Source organism: Massilia sp. UYP11, assembly GCF_050434805.1.
Lineage (GTDB): Bacteria > Pseudomonadota > Gammaproteobacteria > Burkholderiales > Burkholderiaceae_D > Telluria.
Genome location: NZ_JBNDJE010000015.1, coordinates 1 through 18,619, shown reverse-complemented (window position 1 = coordinate 18,619; position 18,619 = coordinate 1). Strand labels below are relative to the sequence as shown.

The 18,619-nt window shown below is 67.0% G+C and carries 13 protein-coding genes; 4 read left to right on the top strand and 9 right to left on the bottom strand.

The features are described 5' to 3' along the window. Positions 1–3 precede the first annotated feature (3 nt). Positions 4–321: a hypothetical protein gene (locus tag ABIB38_RS17820; protein ID WP_429205868.1), complete on the top strand. Its 318-nt coding sequence runs from the start codon at positions 4–6 to the stop codon at positions 319–321. Positions 322–487: 166 nt separating this feature from the next. Here ABIB38_RS17820 and ABIB38_RS17815 read toward each other — a convergent pair whose 3' ends face one another. From ABIB38_RS17815 to ABIB38_RS17805, 3 genes are read right to left on the bottom strand one after another with little or no spacing between them, the layout of a single operon-like run. Further along, a complete protein-coding gene (locus ABIB38_RS17815) occupies positions 488–2,929 on the bottom strand; it encodes a hypothetical protein (protein ID WP_429205867.1) in 2,442 nt (813 codons plus the stop codon). Between the two features lie 19 nt (positions 2,930–2,948). After that, positions 2,949–3,230 (bottom strand): hypothetical protein, encoded by a 282-nt coding sequence (locus tag ABIB38_RS17810; protein ID WP_429205866.1) that lies wholly within the window; start codon positions 3,228–3,230, stop codon positions 2,949–2,951. Between the two features lie 3 nt (positions 3,231–3,233). After that, positions 3,234–3,866 (bottom strand): cohesin domain-containing protein, encoded by a 633-nt coding sequence (locus ABIB38_RS17805; protein WP_429205864.1) that lies wholly within the window; start codon positions 3,864–3,866, stop codon positions 3,234–3,236. Between the two features lie 399 nt (positions 3,867–4,265). Between ABIB38_RS17805 and ABIB38_RS17800 the strand changes: the two genes are divergently transcribed. Continuing rightward, positions 4,266–4,934 (top strand): hypothetical protein, encoded by a 669-nt coding sequence (locus ABIB38_RS17800; protein ID WP_429205863.1) that lies wholly within the window; start codon positions 4,266–4,268, stop codon positions 4,932–4,934. A gap of 16 nt (positions 4,935–4,950) precedes the next feature. Here ABIB38_RS17800 and ABIB38_RS17795 read toward each other — a convergent pair whose 3' ends face one another. The 3 genes from ABIB38_RS17795 to ABIB38_RS17785 are packed head-to-tail and all read right to left on the bottom strand — an operon-like array spanning position 4,951 to position 11,853. Further along, complete coding sequence (locus ABIB38_RS17795; protein WP_429205999.1) at positions 4,951–5,898, bottom strand: transglutaminase family protein; 948 nt, start codon at positions 5,896–5,898, stop codon at positions 4,951–4,953. A gap of 26 nt (positions 5,899–5,924) precedes the next feature. Beyond that, positions 5,925–8,477, bottom strand: coding sequence for a circularly permuted type 2 ATP-grasp protein (locus tag ABIB38_RS17790; protein ID WP_429205861.1), 2,553 nt, complete (start codon positions 8,475–8,477; stop codon positions 5,925–5,927). Positions 8,478–8,514: 37 nt separating this feature from the next. Next, positions 8,515–11,853, bottom strand: a complete 3,339-nt coding sequence (locus ABIB38_RS17785; protein WP_429205860.1) for a DUF2126 domain-containing protein — start codon at positions 11,851–11,853, stop codon at positions 8,515–8,517. Positions 11,854–12,016: 163 nt separating this feature from the next. On the opposite strand from ABIB38_RS17785, the gene ABIB38_RS17780 reads away from it, so the two are divergent. Together ABIB38_RS17780 and ABIB38_RS17775 are read left to right on the top strand one after the other, a co-directional pair. Then, a complete protein-coding gene (locus ABIB38_RS17780; RefSeq protein ID WP_429205858.1) occupies positions 12,017–13,429 on the top strand; it encodes a circularly permuted type 2 ATP-grasp protein in 1,413 nt (470 codons plus the stop codon). 1 nt (position 13,430) lies between these two features. After that, a complete protein-coding gene (locus tag ABIB38_RS17775) occupies positions 13,431–14,450 on the top strand; it encodes an alpha-E domain-containing protein (RefSeq protein ID WP_429205856.1) in 1,020 nt (339 codons plus the stop codon). A 77-nt stretch (positions 14,451–14,527) separates the two neighbouring features. On the opposite strand, the gene ABIB38_RS17770 is transcribed toward ABIB38_RS17775, so the two are convergent. The 3 genes from ABIB38_RS17770 to ABIB38_RS17760 form a co-directional block, all read right to left on the bottom strand. Then, positions 14,528–15,646, bottom strand: coding sequence for a zinc-binding metallopeptidase family protein (locus ABIB38_RS17770; RefSeq protein ID WP_429205854.1), 1,119 nt, complete (start codon positions 15,644–15,646; stop codon positions 14,528–14,530). Between the two features lie 610 nt (positions 15,647–16,256). Next, positions 16,257–16,730: a type VI secretion system amidase immunity protein Tai4 gene (locus ABIB38_RS17765; RefSeq protein WP_429205853.1), complete on the bottom strand. Its 474-nt coding sequence runs from the start codon at positions 16,728–16,730 to the stop codon at positions 16,257–16,259. A 269-nt stretch (positions 16,731–16,999) separates the two neighbouring features. Beyond that, complete coding sequence (locus ABIB38_RS17760) at positions 17,000–18,406, bottom strand: FAD-binding oxidoreductase (RefSeq protein WP_429205852.1); 1,407 nt, start codon at positions 18,404–18,406, stop codon at positions 17,000–17,002. Between the last annotated feature and the right edge of the window lie 213 nt (positions 18,407–18,619).

The following is an 18,619-nucleotide window of genomic DNA, read 5'->3' as shown; positions in this document are numbered from 1 at the left end:
GCATTGCGGCTGTACGAGCCGGGCGTCCCGGCGCATGCGGTCCATGTGGCCGGCATGCCGACCATGCCGGCGTTCGCAAGGCCGCTCGGGCGCGCTGAATGCGCCCGTGAGCTCGGCCTCGCCCCCGCGCAGGCGACCTTGCTGCTGATGGGCGGCGGCGCCGGACTGGGCGGCTTGAACCGGGTCTCGTCGCCGATCACCACCCCATGGCGGGAAAATGCCGCATCGATGGTGGCCCCGTCCGCGTCGAGGATCAAGCGCTTCTTGCCGCTTTTGTACATGATGTCCCCGCATCCGATTGCGGTGGCCGGTCTGCCGTGAACACGGACCTGAGCACTGTCGACCATCAACCGCCTGCGTAACGACAGGCGTGTGACAACCGGGGGAAAACTGCAGGCTGACGTTTATCGGGCACAGGCACGGACACAGGCGCGGACACGGGGCAAAGGCGCGGCCGCGGCGCTGATCGCCGCGGCCGCCCGAGTTGCTATTGCCGTGCGCACGATGGACGGGTGCAGGCCAGGCTGACCTTGCGTGCATCCAGCACGGTCACACGGCCGTCACGGTCCATGTCGCGCGGGTCGGCGTCGCCGGAAGCGGACTGGTTGCGCGCCATGAACACCAACTGGGCATCGTCACGGTCGACGTCGCCGTCGCCGTCGACATCGCCCGCCAGTGTCGCGGCGCGCACGACCTGCGTGAACACCGTGCCGTTGGCCGACGACGCTCCCCTGACCGCCAGCGAGACGGCATTGGTCGTGCCCACCGGCGTGGCGGCGGGGATGGCGATCCGCACGTCGACCAGGGCGGACGCGTTCGGTCCCAGCACGAGGCTGCGGGGATAATCCTCGACGAATCCGCGTTCGTCGGTGGCGTTCACGGCGAAGGTGTCCTGGGCGCCCAGGTTCGTCACGCGGAAGCGCACCACGTAGCTTTGTCCCGGACTGAAGGCGCCGAAGCCGCCGCCCAGCGCCTCGACCTTGACGGTACGGCCCAGGAACACCGGCGAATGGATGCGCTGGAACGCGTCGCCCGTGGCCAGGCGTCCGCTCACCATGACGCGGAACGGCTGCGTGGGCAGCACGAAGTCCGCCAGGAATTCGTCGGGCATGGTCTCTCCGGCGCGGCGCGTGGCGGGCAGCTGGGCGATGGTGTCGCCGGCCTCGTTCACCAGCGCAAATTGCGCGGTATCGAATGCGCCGAGCATCGTCGCGCGCGCCTGCTGGGTGGCGCGTGCGAGCGGCTGGCTCTTGATCGGGTACAGGCCTTCGTGGCCTTCGCGTCCGCGCGTTTCGACGAACTCGAAACGGTTCAGTTCCAGAGGGCTGTCGCCCGACACCGAGACGTCGTAGTTGCCGACGCCGGCCAACGCCAGCCGCCAGTTACCGGCGGTAGGCGCCGTCAGGGCGATCAGCTTGCCACCCGTCAAGGTGGTGACCGTCAGGCCCGCCGTGCCGTCGACCACCTCGCGGCCGGCCGGATCGAACAGGCGCGCACTCGCACCGGCGTCGACCGCGACCGATACCTGAAGGCTGCGCAGCGTGCGGTCGACCGGGAACTGCAGGTTGCGCGCACCGCCGACGGTGCCCTTGGCGGCCAGCAGGGGCCGTGGGCTGGCGCTCACGTAGGGCATCACCAGACCGAAAATTTTCTCGGTTTCTTCGGCCGTGCGCTGCAGCGCGTACAACTGGCCGCCGGTCTCGGCCGCAATGGTGTAATAGGCTGGATCGATCGGTGAACACGAGCCGAAGGTAAGGAACGTGACGGTGATGTCCTTGGCATTGGCCTGGGTGACGACGTTGCCGGACAGGGCGGCATCCTTGGCGGAGGCATCGGTGAAGACATACAGCTGGGAGCCGTTCGGCGCGGCGTTGATCGCGCGCAGCGTGCCGGCCATGGACAGTTCCGGACAGTCGCCGCCGCCGGAGGCGAACAGGGAATTGGCGCGCGCCAGCAGCGCCGCGGCGTCGGCCGTGACGAAGGCGGCGCCGACCTGGGGATCGCCGAAATTGACCAGCAGGTAGCGGTCGGGCTGGTTGGGCCCGGTGCGCACCGTCTCGACGATCCGGGCGATGGACGACTTGACCCCGGCGATCACGCCGCCCATGCTGCCGGTGTCGTCGACCACGAAGCCGACCGCGCCGCGCATGTCGAGGAAGGCGCGGATCGCCTTGTCGTTGCCCGCGACGCCGGGCGCCGCGAGGATCTGGCGGATCAGGCTCTCGGTCGCGTCCACCGCGGCGGCGCGCGCGGGCGCGTGGCCGGCGCGGCCCGGCGCATCCTTGTGGATGCCGGGGTCGAGCAGCAGTCCATGGTTGCACTTGCCTTCGGGCGGCGCCAGGAAGGGATTGAAATAGCCGGTCGTCGGGAAACTCAGGCCAAAGGCGGCCAGGGTGCCTGAGCCGATCGACGACAGGCCGCGCTCGCAGGTGTCCTGGCTGGCGGCCAGGCGTGGGAGCACCATGGTGCCCAGGCCCGGCTGGCCGCCGGAAATATTGATCCAGTTACTGTGCGAGAAAAAGTCCTGCAGCGTGTGCAGCGCCCGGCCGACCTGGCGGCGCGCGCCTTCGCCATCCGGCGCCGGCGCCGCGAGCAGGCCGATCGCTGCATTCTTGATCGCGATGATGCGCTGCGAACATTCCGGCAGCAGCTCGTCGTCGCAGTGGGCAGTGGGTACCGACAGCTCTCCGCGCGAAGAGACGATCTCGTCGACGCCGGCCGTGCTGTCGCGTACTTCCAGGATGGCGCGTTCGGAAAACCGGTAGGTACCGCCACCGGGCGCCGGGACGGTGATCCGGGTCAGCGCGTCCCTGACGATGCCGACATGGCCAAACTCCTGGGTCGGCTTGAACGCGATCGCCGCCGGTATGGCGACGACGCCGACCAGCAGGCCCACCAGGCCCGCCAGCCTCAGTTTTGCAGATTGCATTCCATCTCCCGAGCAAGGTTCATCGAAAACCAAGAAACGACATCAGGTCCACCCACCCCTGCCGCGCCAGCGCGATGGCGATCGCCGCGTACAGCAGCGGCAGCATCGCCAGCGCGGCGCTGCGCCAGGCGTGCAGGCTCCCTACCACGAGGGCGCGCAGCAGCAGCGCCACGGCCAGGACGGCAGTCAGCCCCAGTACCCCCACGACCACGAAGGGCGCCTTGTCGTTGCCGGAACAGCGGGCGTACAGCACGCTCACCACCAGCAGCGCGGGTGCGGCCGCGGCGAGCCAGCGCGCCACGCGTCACAGGGCGGCGCGGCGGCCGCGGATCAGTGGAATGCCGCCGGGGGCCAGGACGGCGCCCAGCATGAACAAGGCCAGTGTGGACGGCTCCGGGACACTAGTGGCCGTGCCGATGTCGACGACGGCGCCGTGGACGGCGCTGACGGCGATGGCCTCGCCGAATCCGTCACTGAGCAGCAGGCCCGGCGCCGCCAGCAGGTCGAAGTCGATCGACACGGCGCCGGGGGCAAGCGCCGTGAACACCAGCCGCGCGAGCGGGAACGTCCCGGGCTGCAAGCCGATCAGGGTCGTGCCGTCCAGCAGCGATACTGCGGCGAAGTCCGCCCGGCCTGCTCCGAAGAGCGCGTGGGTCAGCTGGTCGACATCGACTTCGCCCAGGTAGTGGCCGAACTCGGCCCTCACCGGCGCAACCAGTGCGGGATCGAATACCAGGTCGAGGTCGAACCCCGCCAGGGCCTGGCCCGGCGCCAGGTCGCCGACCATGACGTCGAGGGAGAATTGCTGTCCCACGGTGACCGCAGGGCTTGACAGCGAGGTCGTCAGGACCGCGGCGCCGGCGGGTGCGGCAAGCGCGACGGCGCATGCCAGCAGTGCTGTGGCCGTGCGTATGATTCTTGAGAGTACCGAAGCCATGGTCGAATGTCCTTGTCGAGATAAGAGAGAGCGCCGCAGCGCTGTATCAGGGGGCGCCCGGATCACGCATGGTGGACATGCCGGATGTGCGAAGGGGCTGGATCCATCATCCCTCAGGCATAAAACATTGTCTTTTTGTTAGCGCAAGAAGTTGGCGATTCGACCATGATGCGAGCGCGGCGCGCCGGTATGTTTCCGGCAGATACAATAAGAGCCTATCCCGGTAGGTGGGAGTCGCTCCTGCCGCGCCTGGCAAGTGTGCGCTGCGTTGCTCGTCGTTGCATGGCTCGCCATGCGGCCTCCTCGCGCCTTGCTCACACCCGCCAAGCATCGGCATGAGCTTCCCCCCACCTACCGGGATAGGCTCTAAGAGACATCGACAACGCTACCGTGACCAGCATGCGCTATATGGATTTCAGTTCGTGGCAAGGCGCGATGACCACCATCATCGGGCTCGCCGTGTTGACCTTGCTGGGCGTGGGCATCCGCATCCTCATGATGCAGACCATCCAGCAGCGGCGCGAGCGCATGAATCGCCAGATCAACGAACGCCTGAAAACCCTGATCGCCGCCTACCGCACCCTGGGCGGCTCGTTCACCGGGCAATTGACGGTCGATCCGACGCATTTGCGCGAGGTGCGCGAGCGCGGCCAAGCGAGCGAAGTGGGCGAGGAGGGCATGGGGCTGGGCGAGGCAACGGCGAGCTCGGACCGCTCGCGCCGCATCCGCGACGCCGTCGAAGCCGCGCTGGCGGACATCCTGCTGCTCGGCACCGAAGAGCACTGCCGGCTGGCGGCGCAGGCGGCGGCCGACCTGGCGGCGGGGCGGCCCATTCATACGGCGGAGCTGGTCGTCAGCCTGCGCACGTTTGTCCGCGCGGCGCTCGATCTCGATCCGATGCCGGGCGAGGTGATGATTCCGCTGCAGGGGCCGACGCGCACGCAGGGTGGTGGCGGCCGTGCGAAAGGCGAGGCCGGCGGCGCCGGAAGCCGCGGCGGCGGCGGCATGGGCGGCGGCGGCGTGGGCATGCCCATCCCTGTCGGGCTTGGGCACAAGGACGGCGTCTAGTCACGCCTCCAGGAGCCTACCGGACAGGCTCCTGGAGCAACGGCAAGGGCGTCACCGTCACCTGGACGTCGAGCTCCTGCTTGCCGCCCCCGAGCACGATGCCGCGCAGCGGGGTCACGTCGCTGAAGTCGCGTCCCCAGCCCAGCGTGATGTGTTCATGCTGCACCAGGCAGCGGTTGGTCGGATCGAAATCGACCCAGCCCAGCGCCGGGCAGAACACCGACACCCACGCGTGCGAGGCATCGGCGCCAATCAGGCGCGGCTTGCCCTCGGGTGGGTGGGTCAGGATATAGCCGCTCACATAGCGCGCCGGCAGGCCGATGCTGCGCAGACAGCCGATCATCAGCTGGGCGAAGTCCTGGCACACGCCGCGCCGGCCGCGCAGCACCTGCTCGAGCGGGGTCGAGATATCGGTCGCCTTGGCATCGAATTCGAAGTCGTCGAAGATCCTGTACGTCAGGTCCAGCGCGGCATCGAGCTGCGGCCGGCCCGGGGTATAGCTGGCGCGGGCGTAGGCTTCGAGCTCGGGGAAGCTGGTGACATGCGGCGAGGCGTACAGATAGCGGCAGGCTTCCAGGGTGGCGGCGCTTTTTTCCTTGCCCATCATGTCGCGCACGCCTTCCCACGGCAGCGTCCCGGCGATCTGCGCCAGGGTGTGGCGCGCGCGCAGCGACACCGTCGATTCGGCGTGCACCAGCAGGCTGTCATGCGGCACGCTCAGCGCCACGTGGCGGGTCAGGTTGCCAAAGTAATCGACGCCGTCCTTGCTGTCGTTGACGACCGGATCGAGCCAGATCAGGTGAGACTCGGTCTGCTGGCAGGGGAAGGAGCGCGGTGTCAGGTGCAGGTATTGCTGCGACAGGGTGACCGGGCTGCTGTAGACGTAGCGCGTTTCATGCACCACGCGATAGCGCGCGCAGGTTCCGGCGCCCGCCGGCGGATTGTTCATGAACTGCGTGTCCATGAGCTGCGTGTGCATGCGCTGCGCGATCATGAGCTGCGGTTCCTTTGGCGGCCGTTGTCGGTATAGCTGAAAAATTGCACGCTGATCTGCTCGGACAGGGCCGCGCTGGCCAGGCTGATGCGGTGCAGCAGGCCGCTCAGCATCGCATTGCCGTGGTTCAGGTCGGCGCCCGGGTCGAGCCCGATCAACTCGTCCTTCAGGGACGCCAGCGTGTCCGCGCCGCAGGCGCCCTGGGTCTGCGCGATGCGGGCCAGGGTGCTCAGGATGCCATTGAGCTGGAACAGGATCGAGCGCGGGTTGGTCTCGTCGAGCAGCAGCAGGTCGAGCACCGGCAGCCACTCGGGCTGGGTACGGTAGCGCGCGCGGTAGGTGACGATGCTGTCGGACAGTTCGAGCAGCCATTCCAGATTGCCGTTCTCGTCCATTGCGAGCGCGCGCTGCAGCACCAGGCTCTGGAACTGCAGGCGCTCCAGGCGGCGGCCGAGCGACATGAAGCGCCAGCCGAGGTCGCGCGTCATGCCGTCGAAGGCGAACCCGGCCAGCGTCATCAGCGCGGACGTGGCGTCGTCGAGGATCGTCATCACGCCCGACTGCGACGGCCGCTCGCCGGGCGCGGAAGCCGGCTGCACCATGCGGTTCAGCGCGCGCCAGTTGTCGACCGAGAAGCGTTCGTGCAGCTGGCCGGCGATCCGGTACAACTGTTGCTGCTGGCGCGCCAGGCCGGGCACGTTCGGCGAGACCACCGCCAGCATCAGGGCCGCCTCCATCTCGGCATCGGTGAAGATGGCGCTGGCCTGGCCCGGCCCTTCGCCAGGCCCCGGCGCCGGCGCTTTCTTTTCGGCGTCGATCAGCCCGAACCAGATGCACAGCGCCTCGACGGTCGGCCACTCGGCGCCGCGCTGGTCGAAGCGCACGTTGAACAGGAAATGGAGCGCGACCCGCAGCAGGCGCGCGATATTGTCGCAACGCTCGACATGGCGCCCGAACCACAACAGATTCTCTGCCATGCGGCTCGACAGGTTGCTGTCTTCGCGCACCAGGTCGGCGCCCGTGATGCTGCGTTTCTGCAGGCGGTGCACTGCGGCCCGGGAGCGCGCCTGGACCCAGGTATCCTTGCTGGCCCCGCCCATCTGCATCGTCAGCACGCGCGCATCGGGCCCGGTGGCCACCCGGGTCAGGCCGCCCGGCATCACTACGTAGCCATGCGGCGTGGCGCAGGCGAACACCCGCAGGCCGATGGCGCGCGCCTGCAGGCCGGGCGTGGCGCCGTCGTTCCACACCGGCGCCTGCGACAGCCGCACCAGTTCCTGGGCGATGTAATTGTTGGGATTGGCGCGCAGGCGGGCGATGAAGGCTGCGCGCGCGGCGCCGTCCAGGTCCTGGCCGAACACGGCCGCTTGCGGCAGTTGCGAGAAACTGGGCTTGATCACCAGCCGGTCGAGCCTGGCGACCACGGTTTCCAGCGCCGCATCTTCGCCGCACCACCAGGTGGCCACCGACGGCATCTTGAGGGGCTCGCCCAGCAAGCGCTTCGACAGCGCCGGCAGGAAGCCGAGAAGCGCGCCCGATTCGAGCAGGCTCGAGCCGAGGCTGTTGGCGACCAGCACGTTGCCGCGCATGGCGGCCTGGGTCAGGCCGGCCACGCCCAGCAACGAGCTTTGCAGTTCGAGCGGATCGCACGATTCGTCGTCGACCCGGCGCATGATCACGTGCACCCGGTGCAGGCCGTCCAGGGTTTTCAGGTAGACCACGCCGTCGCGCACCGTCAGGTCGCCGCCTTCGACCAGCGGCAGGCCGAGATAGCGCGCCAGGTAGGCCTGTTCGTAGTAGCTCTGGGTGCGCGGGCCCGGCGTCAGGAGCACGATCAGCGGCGCTTCGCCCTCGCGCAGCGGCGCCGGCGCGTCGCCGCCGGCCGCGCACCGGCGGCCCCAGTGCACCAGGCTCTCGTGCATGGTGCGGAAGAACCGGGTCAGGGGCTGCACCTTGAGTTCGCGCAGCAGGTCGGGGAAGGTGGGGGCGATGATGGCGCGGTTTTCCAGCGCATAGCCGGCGCCGAAGGGCGCCTGGGTACGGTCGGCCATCACCCACCAGCGGCCGTCCGGGGCGCGCGCCAGGTCGACCGCGTAGAAGTGCAGGGCGACGTCATCGTGATGGCGCATGCCGTGGCAGGACCGCAAAAAGCCCGCGTGGCCGTGGATCAGCGCCGGCGGCAGCAGGCCTTCGCTCAGCATCTCCTCCTTGCCGTAGACGTCGACCAGGATCCTGTTGAGCAGGGTGGCGCGCTGGATCACGGCGGCCTCGATGCCGCTCCATTCCTCGTGCGGCAGGATCAGCGGCAGCACGTTCAGGTCCCACTGCCGTTGCCGGCCGTGGGCGTCGGCGGGCACGTTGTAGCTCACCCCGTTTTCGCGCACCTGGCGCTGCACCATCTGCTGGCGCTGGCGCATCACGGCGGGCGCCTCGTGCGCCAGGTTGTCCAGCAGCGCACGCCAGTGCGCGCGCGGCGCCTTGGTCGCGTCGAGCATTTCGTCGAAACTGTCCGGCGCGGCCAGGTAGTGGGCAAGTAGTTGATTCGGCATCGAAGCTGCTGATTACAGGTGGTACGAAAGCGACAGGTTAGCCTGCCTGCCAGCGTAAATCTAGTGTCATAGGGAAACTAGGATTGAGCGGCTCCTTGCGCACCGTCATCGGACCCGGTGTATGGCCATGCGGCCAGAAGCGGGCGAAACGGCGCGCCTCGGCGGCATTGGCATTGACCGGCGAGCCCGTTTCATTGCGTCCGCCCGGATGCACCACGTGGTAGGTGCAGCCGCCGATCGCACGTCCGCTCCAGGTGTCGACCAGGTCGAACACCAGCGGCGCCTGGACCCGGATGCTCGGATGCAGGGCCGACCATGGACTCCACGCGCGAAAGCGCACGCCGGCCACGTACTCGCCCGGCACGCCGGTCGGGTGCAGCGGCAGCATGCGGCCGTTGCAGGCCACCACGTGGCGGCCGTCGGTCAGTCCGCGCACCAGCAGCTGCATGCGTTCGACCGACGAATCGACGTAGCGCGCGGTGCCGCCGGCCGCGACTTCTTCGCCCAGCACGTTCCACGGCTCGATCGCCTGGCGCAGCTCCATCTCGACGCCCTCGTAGACGACGGTGCCGAAGCGCGGGAAGCGGAATTCGATAAAGGGCTCGAACCAGTGGTCTTCGAAGGCATAGCCGGCCGCGCGCAGGTCGCGCGCGACGTCGCGGATATCCTGGGCGACGAAATGCGGCAGCATCCAGCGGTCGTGCAGGGCGGTGCCCCAGTGCACCAGCCCGGCCTCGCAGGGCTCGCGCCAGAAGCGCGCGACCAGGGCCCGCAGCAACAGCATTTGCAGCAGGCTCATACGTTCGTGCGGCGGCATTTCGAAGGCGCGGAACTCCACCAGGCCCAGGCGGCCGGTCGGGCCATCCGGCGAATACAGCTTGTCGATCGAAAATTCGGCGCGGTGCGTATTGCCGGTCAGGTCGACCAGCAGGTTGCGCAGCAGGCGGTCGACCATCCACGGCTTGTCGCCCGGCTGCAGGGTCGGCAGCACCTTGTCCATCTGCTGGAAGGCGATCGCCAGTTCATACAGGTTGTCGTCGCGCGCCTCGTCCACGCGCGGAGCCTGGCTGGTCGGTCCGATGAAGGTCCCCGAAAACAGGTAGGACAGGGCGGGATGGATCTGCCAGTAGGTGATCAGGCTCTTGAGCAGGTCGGGACGGCGCAGCATCGGGCTGTCTTCGGCGCTGGCGCCGCCCAGGGTGGCGTGGTTGCCGCCACCGGTGCCGGTGTGGCGGCCGTCATGCATGAATTTCTCGGTGCCCAGGCGCGTGAGGCGCGCTTCCTGGTACAGGGTCGTCACGTTGTGCACCAGCTCGTTCCACGAGGCGGCCGGATGGATATTGACTTCGATGACGCCAGGGTCGGGCGTGACGCTGAGCAGCTTGACGCGCGGGTCCCGCGGCGGCGCATAGCCTTCGATCCGCAGTTGCATCCCGAGCCTGGCGGCGGTGGCCTCGACCGCGCCGACCAGCGCCAGGTAATCCTCAAGGCGTTGCTGCGGCGGCATGAAGACGTGCAGGCGCCCGGCGCGCACTTCGACGCACAGCGCGGTGTGGATCACCTCGCGCGCGGCAGGCTCGTCGCGCGCGGCAGGCTCTGAGGGCGCGCCCGGCGCGCCGGTCCTGCCGGCCTGCTGGCCGCCAGCGCGGCCCGGCGCCGCTTGCACGGCCTCTTGCAGGGGCGCCAGGGCGGCGCGCGGGGCGAACGGGTCGACCTCGACATCGGGATCGCGTTCCTGCGCCAGCACCCATGGCAGCGAGGCCAGCGGCAGTCTCAGGCCGATCGGCGAGTCGCCCTCGATCAGGTACAGGTGTTCGCGCCGCAGCGGCCAGGCCGAGGTGCGCCAGCCGGCGCCGGCCGCGGCCTGCAGCGGCAGCACGTAGCCGGCCACCTGGCCCAGGCCGCGTTCGAGCAGGCGCGCCAGCCGGCGCCGTTCCTCCGGCGCGTCCAGGTCTGCCTGCAGGGGATCGAGGTTGGACGGCAGCGCCTGCTCGCGCTGGGCCTGCAGCAGCACGTCCTCATAGGCGGGGATGACGCTGCCGGCGGGCAGGCCGAGCGCATCGACCAGCGCGGCGGCGAAACGGGCGGCGTCCGCGGCGCCATAGCCGTCGTCGACGTGTTCGCTGGAAAACAGGTCGGGGTCGCGCCACAGCGGCTCGCCGTCGACGCGCCAGAAGATGTTCAGCGCCCAGCGCGGCAGCGGTTCACCCGGATACCATTTTCCCTGGCCGTAGTGGAGCAGCCCGCCCGGCGCGAACCTGTCCTTCAGTCGCTGCGCCAGCGTGCCGGCCAGCGCGCGTTTCCGCTCGCCGTGCGCCTGGGTATTCCACTCCGGCGCGTCCATGTCGTCGATCGAGACGAAGGTGGGCTCGCCGCCCTGGGTCAGGCGCACGTCCTGGGCCAGCAGATCGGCGTCGACCTGCCGGCCCAGGCGGTCGATGGCCTGCCAGTCGGCGTCCGAATACGGTTTGGTCACGCGTGGGTCTTCATGGATGCGGGTGATCGTCATCTCGTGGACGAACGTGACCTCGGCCTCGTCGCTGAAGCCCGTCACCGGCGCCGCCGACGAGGGCTGCGCCGTGCAGGCGAGCGGGATATGGCCTTCGCCCGCCAGCATGCCCGAGGTCGGGTCGAGCCCGATCCAGCCGGCGCCGGGGATGTACACCTCGGTCCACGCGTGCAGGTCGGTGAAGTCTTCGATGGCGCCGCTCGGACCGTCGAGCGCCTCCTGGTCGGCGCGCAGCTGGATCAGGTAGCCGGAAACGAAACGCGCCGCCAGCCCCATCGTGCGCAGGATCTGCACCAGCAGCCAGCCGCTGTCGCGGCACGAGCCGGTGCGCTTCTCCAGCGTGTCTTCCGGCGTCTGCACGCCGGGCTCCATGCGCAGCAGATAAGCGATGTCGCGCTGCAGGCGCTGGTTGATCGCCACCAGGAAGTCGGCGGTATTCATCGGCTCCGCCAGCAGCTCGCGCCGCGCCGCCGCCACCCATGCCCGCAGCAGCGGGCCGGCCGGCTCAGGCTGGGCGTAGGCGCTCAGTTCCCCCTGCAACTGCTCGGGATAGGCAAAGGGAAAATGCTCCGCATATTGCTCAACGAAGAAGTCGAAGGGATTGATGACGGTCATGTCGGCGACCAGGTCGACAGTAAACTCGAGCGTATCCGTTTTTTCCGGGAACACGAAGCGGCCGATGTAATTTCCGTATGGGTCTTGCTGCCAGTTGATGAAATGCTCCTGCGGCAGCACCGACAGCGAATACGACAGGATCGGCGTGCGCGCGTGCGGCGCCGGACGCAGGCGCACCTCATGCGGCGAGAGGGTGACTTGCCGGTCGTAGCGGTAACTGGTCTTGTGGTGCAGCGCGATACGGATAGCCATGCGGGCGTGCCTTTATAGGAGAGATCACGAACAATACCAGCACATCGATACATGCCTGTTTCAACTGTGCATAAGCATGATTCATACCCGCAATATAATGGGTTCGTGCGGCCTTGCCGAGCTGGCACGTTTCTTGATTGCACTGATGCCACTGGAGGGCCCAATGCCGAACTTTTACAATGAAATGTATTCCTCTGCGGCAACAGCAAGGCCTCACTATGACGCGTTCGCGCGCTGGCTCGCCTCGCAGCCGCCGGAGCTGATCGCGCAAAAGCGGGTCGAAGCCGAACTGACTTTCCAGCGGGTGGGGATCACCTTCGCGGTCTATGGCGACAACGCCGGCAAGGAGCGCTTGATCCCGTTCGACATCATTCCACGCGTGATCAATGCCGCCGAATGGGCCAGGCTGCAGGCCGGCCTGGTGCAGCGGGTGACGGCGCTGAACCGTTTCCTGCACGATGTCTACCACAGGCAGGATATCCTGAAGGCGGGCATCATTCCGTCCGGGCAGATCCTGAACAATGCGCAGTACCGCCCCGCCATGCAGGGCATCCAGGTTCCTTCCAATATCTACGCCCATATCGCCGGGGTCGACATCGTGCGCGCAGGTGAGGGCGAGTTTTATGTTCTGGAGGACAATCTGCGAGTGCCGTCCGGCGTGTCCTACATGCTGGAAAACCGCAAGATGATGATGCGGCTGTTCCCCGCCCTGTTCGCGCGCAACCGCGTGGCGCCAGTGGAGCACTATCCCGACCTGCTGCTCGACAATCTGCGCACCGTGGCGCCGGACGGACCGCTTGACCCGACCGTGGTCGTGCTCACGCCCGGCATGCACAACTCGGCCTATTTCGAACACGCCTTCCTGGCCCAGCAGATGGGTGTGGCGCTGGTGCAGGGGCAAGACCTGTATGTCAGCGACGACACCGTCTACATGCGCACCACGCGCGGGCCGAAGCAGGTCGACGTCATCTATCGCCGCATCGACGACGACTACCTCGATCCACGCGCCTTCCGCGCCGAGTCCACGCTGGGCGTGCCGGGCCTGCTCGACGCGGTGCGCGCCGGGCGGGTCGGCCTGGCCAACGCCATCGGCACCGGGGTGGCCGACGACAAGTCGATCTATCCCTTCGTGCCGGACATGATCGAATTCTACCTGGGCGAAAAGCCGATCCTGAACAATGTGCCGACCTACCAGTGCCGGAAAAAGGAAGACCTGGCCTATACCCTGTCCCGGCTGCCCGAGCTGGTGGTGAAGGAAGTACACGGCGCCGGCGGCTACGGCATGCTGGTCGGGCCGGCCTCGACCCACGCCGAGATCGAGGCCTTTCGCGAGCGCCTGGTGGCCAACCCGGACGGCTATATCGCCCAGCCCACGCTGGCCTTGTCGGCGTGCCCGACCTATGTCGAATCGGGCATCGCGCCGCGCCACATCGACCTGCGTCCCTTCGTCTTGTCGGGCAAGACCGTGTCGATGGTGCCGGGCGGCCTGACCCGGGTGGCGCTGCGGGAAGGTTCGCTGGTGGTCAATTCATCGCAGGGCGGCGGCACCAAGGATACCTGGATACTGGAGAACTAGCATGTTGAGCCGCACCGCAGACCACTTGTTCTGGATGGCCCGCTACACCGAGCGCGCCGAAAACACGGCCCGCATGCTCGATGTCCGGGTCCAGCATTCGCTGATGCCGCAGTCGGGGCAGGCCGAGCAGCAGGGCTGGCGCAGCATGCTGGTCGTGTCCGAGCTGGAGGAGCAGTTCGAGGCCAAATACCCCGCGCTCACGCAGAAGGACGTGATCGACTTCATGGTCCGCGATCCGGACAACCTGTCCTCGATCACGAGCTGCCTGCGCGCGGCGCGCGAGAATGCGCGCGCCGTGCGCGGCGCCCTGACCACCGAGGTGTGGGAAACCGAGAACACGACCTGGCTGATGCTGCAGCAGCATCTCGACAAGCGCACCTTCGAGCACGATCCCGGCCAGTTCCTGGAATGGGTCAAGTACCGCTCGCACATGTCACGCGGCGTCACGCTGGGCACCATGCTCCAGGACGAGGCGTTCAACTTCATCCGCCTCGGCACCTTCCTGGAACGGGCCGACAATACGGCGCGCATCCTCGACGTCAAGTTCAGGTTCGGCGGCGCCGATGCCGCCCAGGCCGGGACGCAGGCAGAGTTCTACCAGCTGGCGGCGCTGCTGCGCTCGGTGTCCGCCTTCGAGACCTACCGCAAGGTCTACCGGGACGCCATCACGTCGACGCGGGTGGCCGAACTATTGATACTGCAAGAGAAAATGCCGCGCTCGCTGGTGGCGTGCATGGCCGCGGTGGTGGCCAACCTGAAGGACGTGCGTAATGCGCAGTCGCACGATACCGAGCGCCTGGCCGTGGAGCTGTACGCCATGCTGCAATCGGCCCCGATCGGCGACATCCTCGAAGAAGGCCTGGACGCCTTCCTGACGCGCTTCCTGGCGTCGGTCGACGCGCTGGGCAACGGCATCAGCCGCGACTTCCTGATCCCGATCGAGCCGGCCCCGCCGGACCAGGGACAGACCCAGTCGCAGACGCAGACCCTGGGCGGGATGACCCAGACCCAGACGGCGTGACGGGACGCACCAGCATGGCGCGCGCTGCACCGTTTCGAGAAAAACGGCGCCGCCGAGCGTCATGACGGTGCGCCTGCTCAGGCTCCCTGCGTGGCGGGCGCCGGCGTCGCGGCCGGCTTGACCGGGGCCGTCTCTTTCCCGATCCGGGCGCGCACGACGCGGTGCACGAAGTGCAGCTTTTCCAGTACCGGCGGGCTGAGCGTGAACGGATAGGAGTCCGGCATCCCGATGCTGCGATTGAGGCTGTTGAGCACGTAAGTCAGCGCGAACCAGTCGCTCAGGGTATCGTCGAACGCGTCCGTCCTGGTCGGCAGGGTGATGCCGTCGAGCGCAGGCTCGTCGGCCTGGCGCGGCTTGAGCTGCAGGCCGCAAGAGTGCGCCGTCTCCAGCGTATCGATCATGTGCAGGTAGTGGGCCCAGGTCTCGGCCCAGTCTTCCCATGGGTGCGAGCTGGCATAGCTGCTCACGAAACGCTCGGCCCAGTCGTCGGCCGGCCCATTCTCGTAATGGCGCTTCAGGCTCTCGCCATAATCCTGGCGTTCGTCGCCGAACAGGGAGCGGTATTCGTCGAGCCACGGGCTGCCGGCCACCAGGCGGTCGAAATAGTAATGGCCGCTTTCGTGACGAAAATGACCCAGCAGCGTGCGATAGCGCTCGTGCATCTGCTCGCGCGTGCGTTCGCGCTCGGCCGGATCGGCTTCGGCAATGTTCAGGGTGATCACGCCGTTGGCATGGCCGGTCATTACGGACTGATCCGTCACGCCGTCTTCCAGGAACTGGAATGCAAGGCCGGTCTCCGGCTCGGCTTCCTTCGACGCGGGGGTCAGGTTCAGCGTCGCCAGCGAAAACAGCAGACGGCGCTTGGCCGCTTCGAGACGCGCCCACAGGATGCGGTTTTTTTCGGACGTCAGCGCCGGGATGACGACGGTCAGCTGACACGAGGCGCACAAATCGTGCGGGTCGTCCGCAGGCAGCATCCAGTTGCATACATTGTGCTGAACATAATTGCTGCACTGTTTATAGACCTTGCCTGCGTCGATGCTGTTCAGGCTGCGCCACAGGCCGTCCCCAGTCTGCTCGAAGCTGTTGACGCTGCGCGTGGCCGGCTGGTAGCCAAGCGTGCTGTCGCAGTTGAAGCAGAGGGTGTTTTCAAAAAATATCTGTTGTGAGCACTTGTCGCAGTGAAAGGTTTTCATGGCAGAAAGAAGAGTGGGCCAACGGTCGTTGTTCGGTATTGATAATCTAACAGCAAATCCAATCTCGGCAGGCACGTGTAAGACAACGCCGCACATCGTGTGCGCAGGCAGGCAGGATGTGCGCTGGCCGGCACGGGATGCCTGGTCTGGAACAGATGAGTATGGGGTGCCGGGCCGGGCCGGGCGCGACCGTGCGCCCATGCGCAGTGGGAGGCGATCCGGTTGCCTGGCAACGCCGCGGGCGACCGGGTCCGCAGTACCCATCCATCAAGTCAGACAAGTGTGACAAATTCGGGCCGGGCGCAGTCGCCACCTACCGAAGCATCAACGCCAGGGGCAAGTGGCGAGGCGATGATGTCGTTGCGGGGGCCGACATGTGCAAGGTGGAGGGGATGAGGGAAAGGCGAACCTGGCGTTGCCGGGAGTAAAGTCGGCGGCGCGGGTCATGGGGGCGGGGGATGAGAGTCGGGATACTCCCCGAGTTTGGACGCATGGACGACGGGCCGGCGGGTCAAGGTCAGTCCTGCTCAAGCCGCCCGAATGGTTCACATGCTCCCACTGACTCGGAACCTGGTGCACACGCCATGCTTTGGGAAGATCCAGTCGCGTGCTATCTGGCTTTCGTACCGTGCGCCTGCGGTCGCGAAGGATATTCCTGTTCATAAATACGGTTGGGATGAATGACCAATCGCTTCGCCAGGTCGTTCAGCGCTTTGCTGTGGTACAAGTCCATGCACTTCAAGAAATCGAACCGCACGTCCTTGATTTCCGATTCGACCAGCGGATTAGAATAATCCCGTGCCAGGTAGCTGTCCACCAAGGAATTGACTGAGTCCGGACTCCGATCCATATCGAAGTACGTCCAGTCTCGCAACGCGCTGATGCTGCTTCCGGCATCCTTTGCGACGCCACTGTCTTTCCGATAGGCCCGGGTCAGACAGGTTGCCAGCACCATGTCCTTGTAATTCTGCGCGTAAGTGCGGGTTATAGCCTGCGGGGACGTGGCATCGCGAGCACTGGCATGGATTGGCAATGCCAACAGGGTGGACGCCATCACTGCCAGTCGCAAAGGGGGCAACCTCATGGCAAACTCCAGAAATGTGCATGATCCGTGCGATATTGCGCCTTGGACTCGCCGGTTCAAACGTCTAGCATCATGGCGCGAGCAATGGACGTTGGTCTTTTGTTAGCACAATAGTCGGGCGGATTTCCTCATGACGTGCCAAGGCCTGATCGGCGTTTGCGATGGCGCTTGCTGCAATGAGCAATGCGGGAACAACGAGGGCGCGTTCCGGCCGCTGACGCCGCATCCGCGACGCCATCGACACCGCGGCCGGTCAGCCGGTCAGCCGGTCAGCCGGCCGCCGCCGTTGCGGATGCCGGCCGGATGTTCTGGTTGGTGTGGAACAGATTGTCGGGATCGTAGGTCGCCTTGATCTGCGCCAGGCGCGCATAATTGGCGCCATAGGCATCGAACGACCGCTCGCCTTCGTCCTGCGGCATGAAGTTGACGTAGACGCCGCCGCTCGCATATGGCGCGGCATCGGCAAAGAAGCTGCGTGCCCAGGCGATGCAGCGTTCGTCGTCGGCCGGATCTTCCCAGCGCGTGTGCACGTTCATCACGTACAGCGCGTTGCGGTGCGGATAGGCGGTCGCCTGCGGGGATGGCGCCCCGGCCTGGCCGCCCAGCAATCCAAGAAAGATCTCGCACTGGGATGTGGGCAGGTTGCCGGCGTAGCGCACGACGACGTCGATGGCCTCGTCGCTCAGATGCGTGAAATTATGCGATTTCCAGTAATTGCGCGCGCCCGGCGTCAGCATGGGATCGAAGATCTGCTGCCAGGCCTTGTAGGGCATCGGTCCGACGTGCATGCCCAGCGGTTCGCCCAGCCTGGCGATACGTGCGATGGCGGCGTCCACGGCCTGCCCCTGCGCCGGCGAAAAGACCGGCAGCACCAGCGCGTCCTGTCCATGCGCTTGCGGCGCCAGGAACGGCAGCGGAGGCGCCTTGCGCAGGACGGCCCAGACCGTGAGGTCGGGCGCCATCGAAGCGACCGCATCGCGGTATTGCTGCAAGACCTCGCGGGCCTGGGCGAACGGGTACACGATCAGCCCGGCCGTGATCTGCGGCCCCACCGGATGCAAGGCGAATTCGAAGCGCGTGACCACGCCAAAATTGCCGCCGCCGCCACGGATGGCCCAGAACAGGTCGGGATCGTCGGTCGCGCTCACCTGCCGCCGCTGGGCGTCGGCGGTGATCATCTCGGCCGACAGCAGGTTGTCGGCCGCCAGGCCCAGCGTGCGGCTGAGCCAGCCGAAGCCGCCGCCCAATGTCAGGCCCGCCACGCCGGTGGTGGAATTGATGCCCAGCGGCGTCGCCAGGCCGTAGGCCTGGGCTTCGTGGTCGAAGTCGCGCAGGATGGCGCCGCCTTCCACCCAGGCGCGGCGGCGCTCCGGATCGACGTACACCGATCGCATGCGCGACAGGTCGATCACCAGCCCGTCATCGCACAGCGCGCTGCCGGCGATGTTGTGGCCGCCGCCACGCACGGCCAGCCGCAACTGGTGGTCGCGCGCATAGGCCAGCGAGGCGCGCACGTCGGCCGTGCCGGCGCAGCGCACGATGGCGGCCGGGCGGCGGTCGATCATCGCATTCCAGACGGTGCGGGCCTCATCGTAGCCCGCGGAGTTGGCCTCGAGAAGTTCTCCTCTCAACAGCCCCCTCAACTCATTGAATTGCCCATTCGTCAGCGTGTCCATGACGCACCTCGCAGATGGTTGGTCCGACGTCTCGCTTCATGATAGGAAGGCGATGTGCGTTGACGCAAGCTCAGGAGGTGGAAATAGAGTGCAAGAATAGGGCTTTTTACAATCAGCTCGAACTTGCTCATTGTTGCGCGGTCTTATGCAATATGAGCAAGCTTGTTTCGATCAGAGTCGCCGCCAAGGCGCTTGGTGTCTCGGCCAGCACGC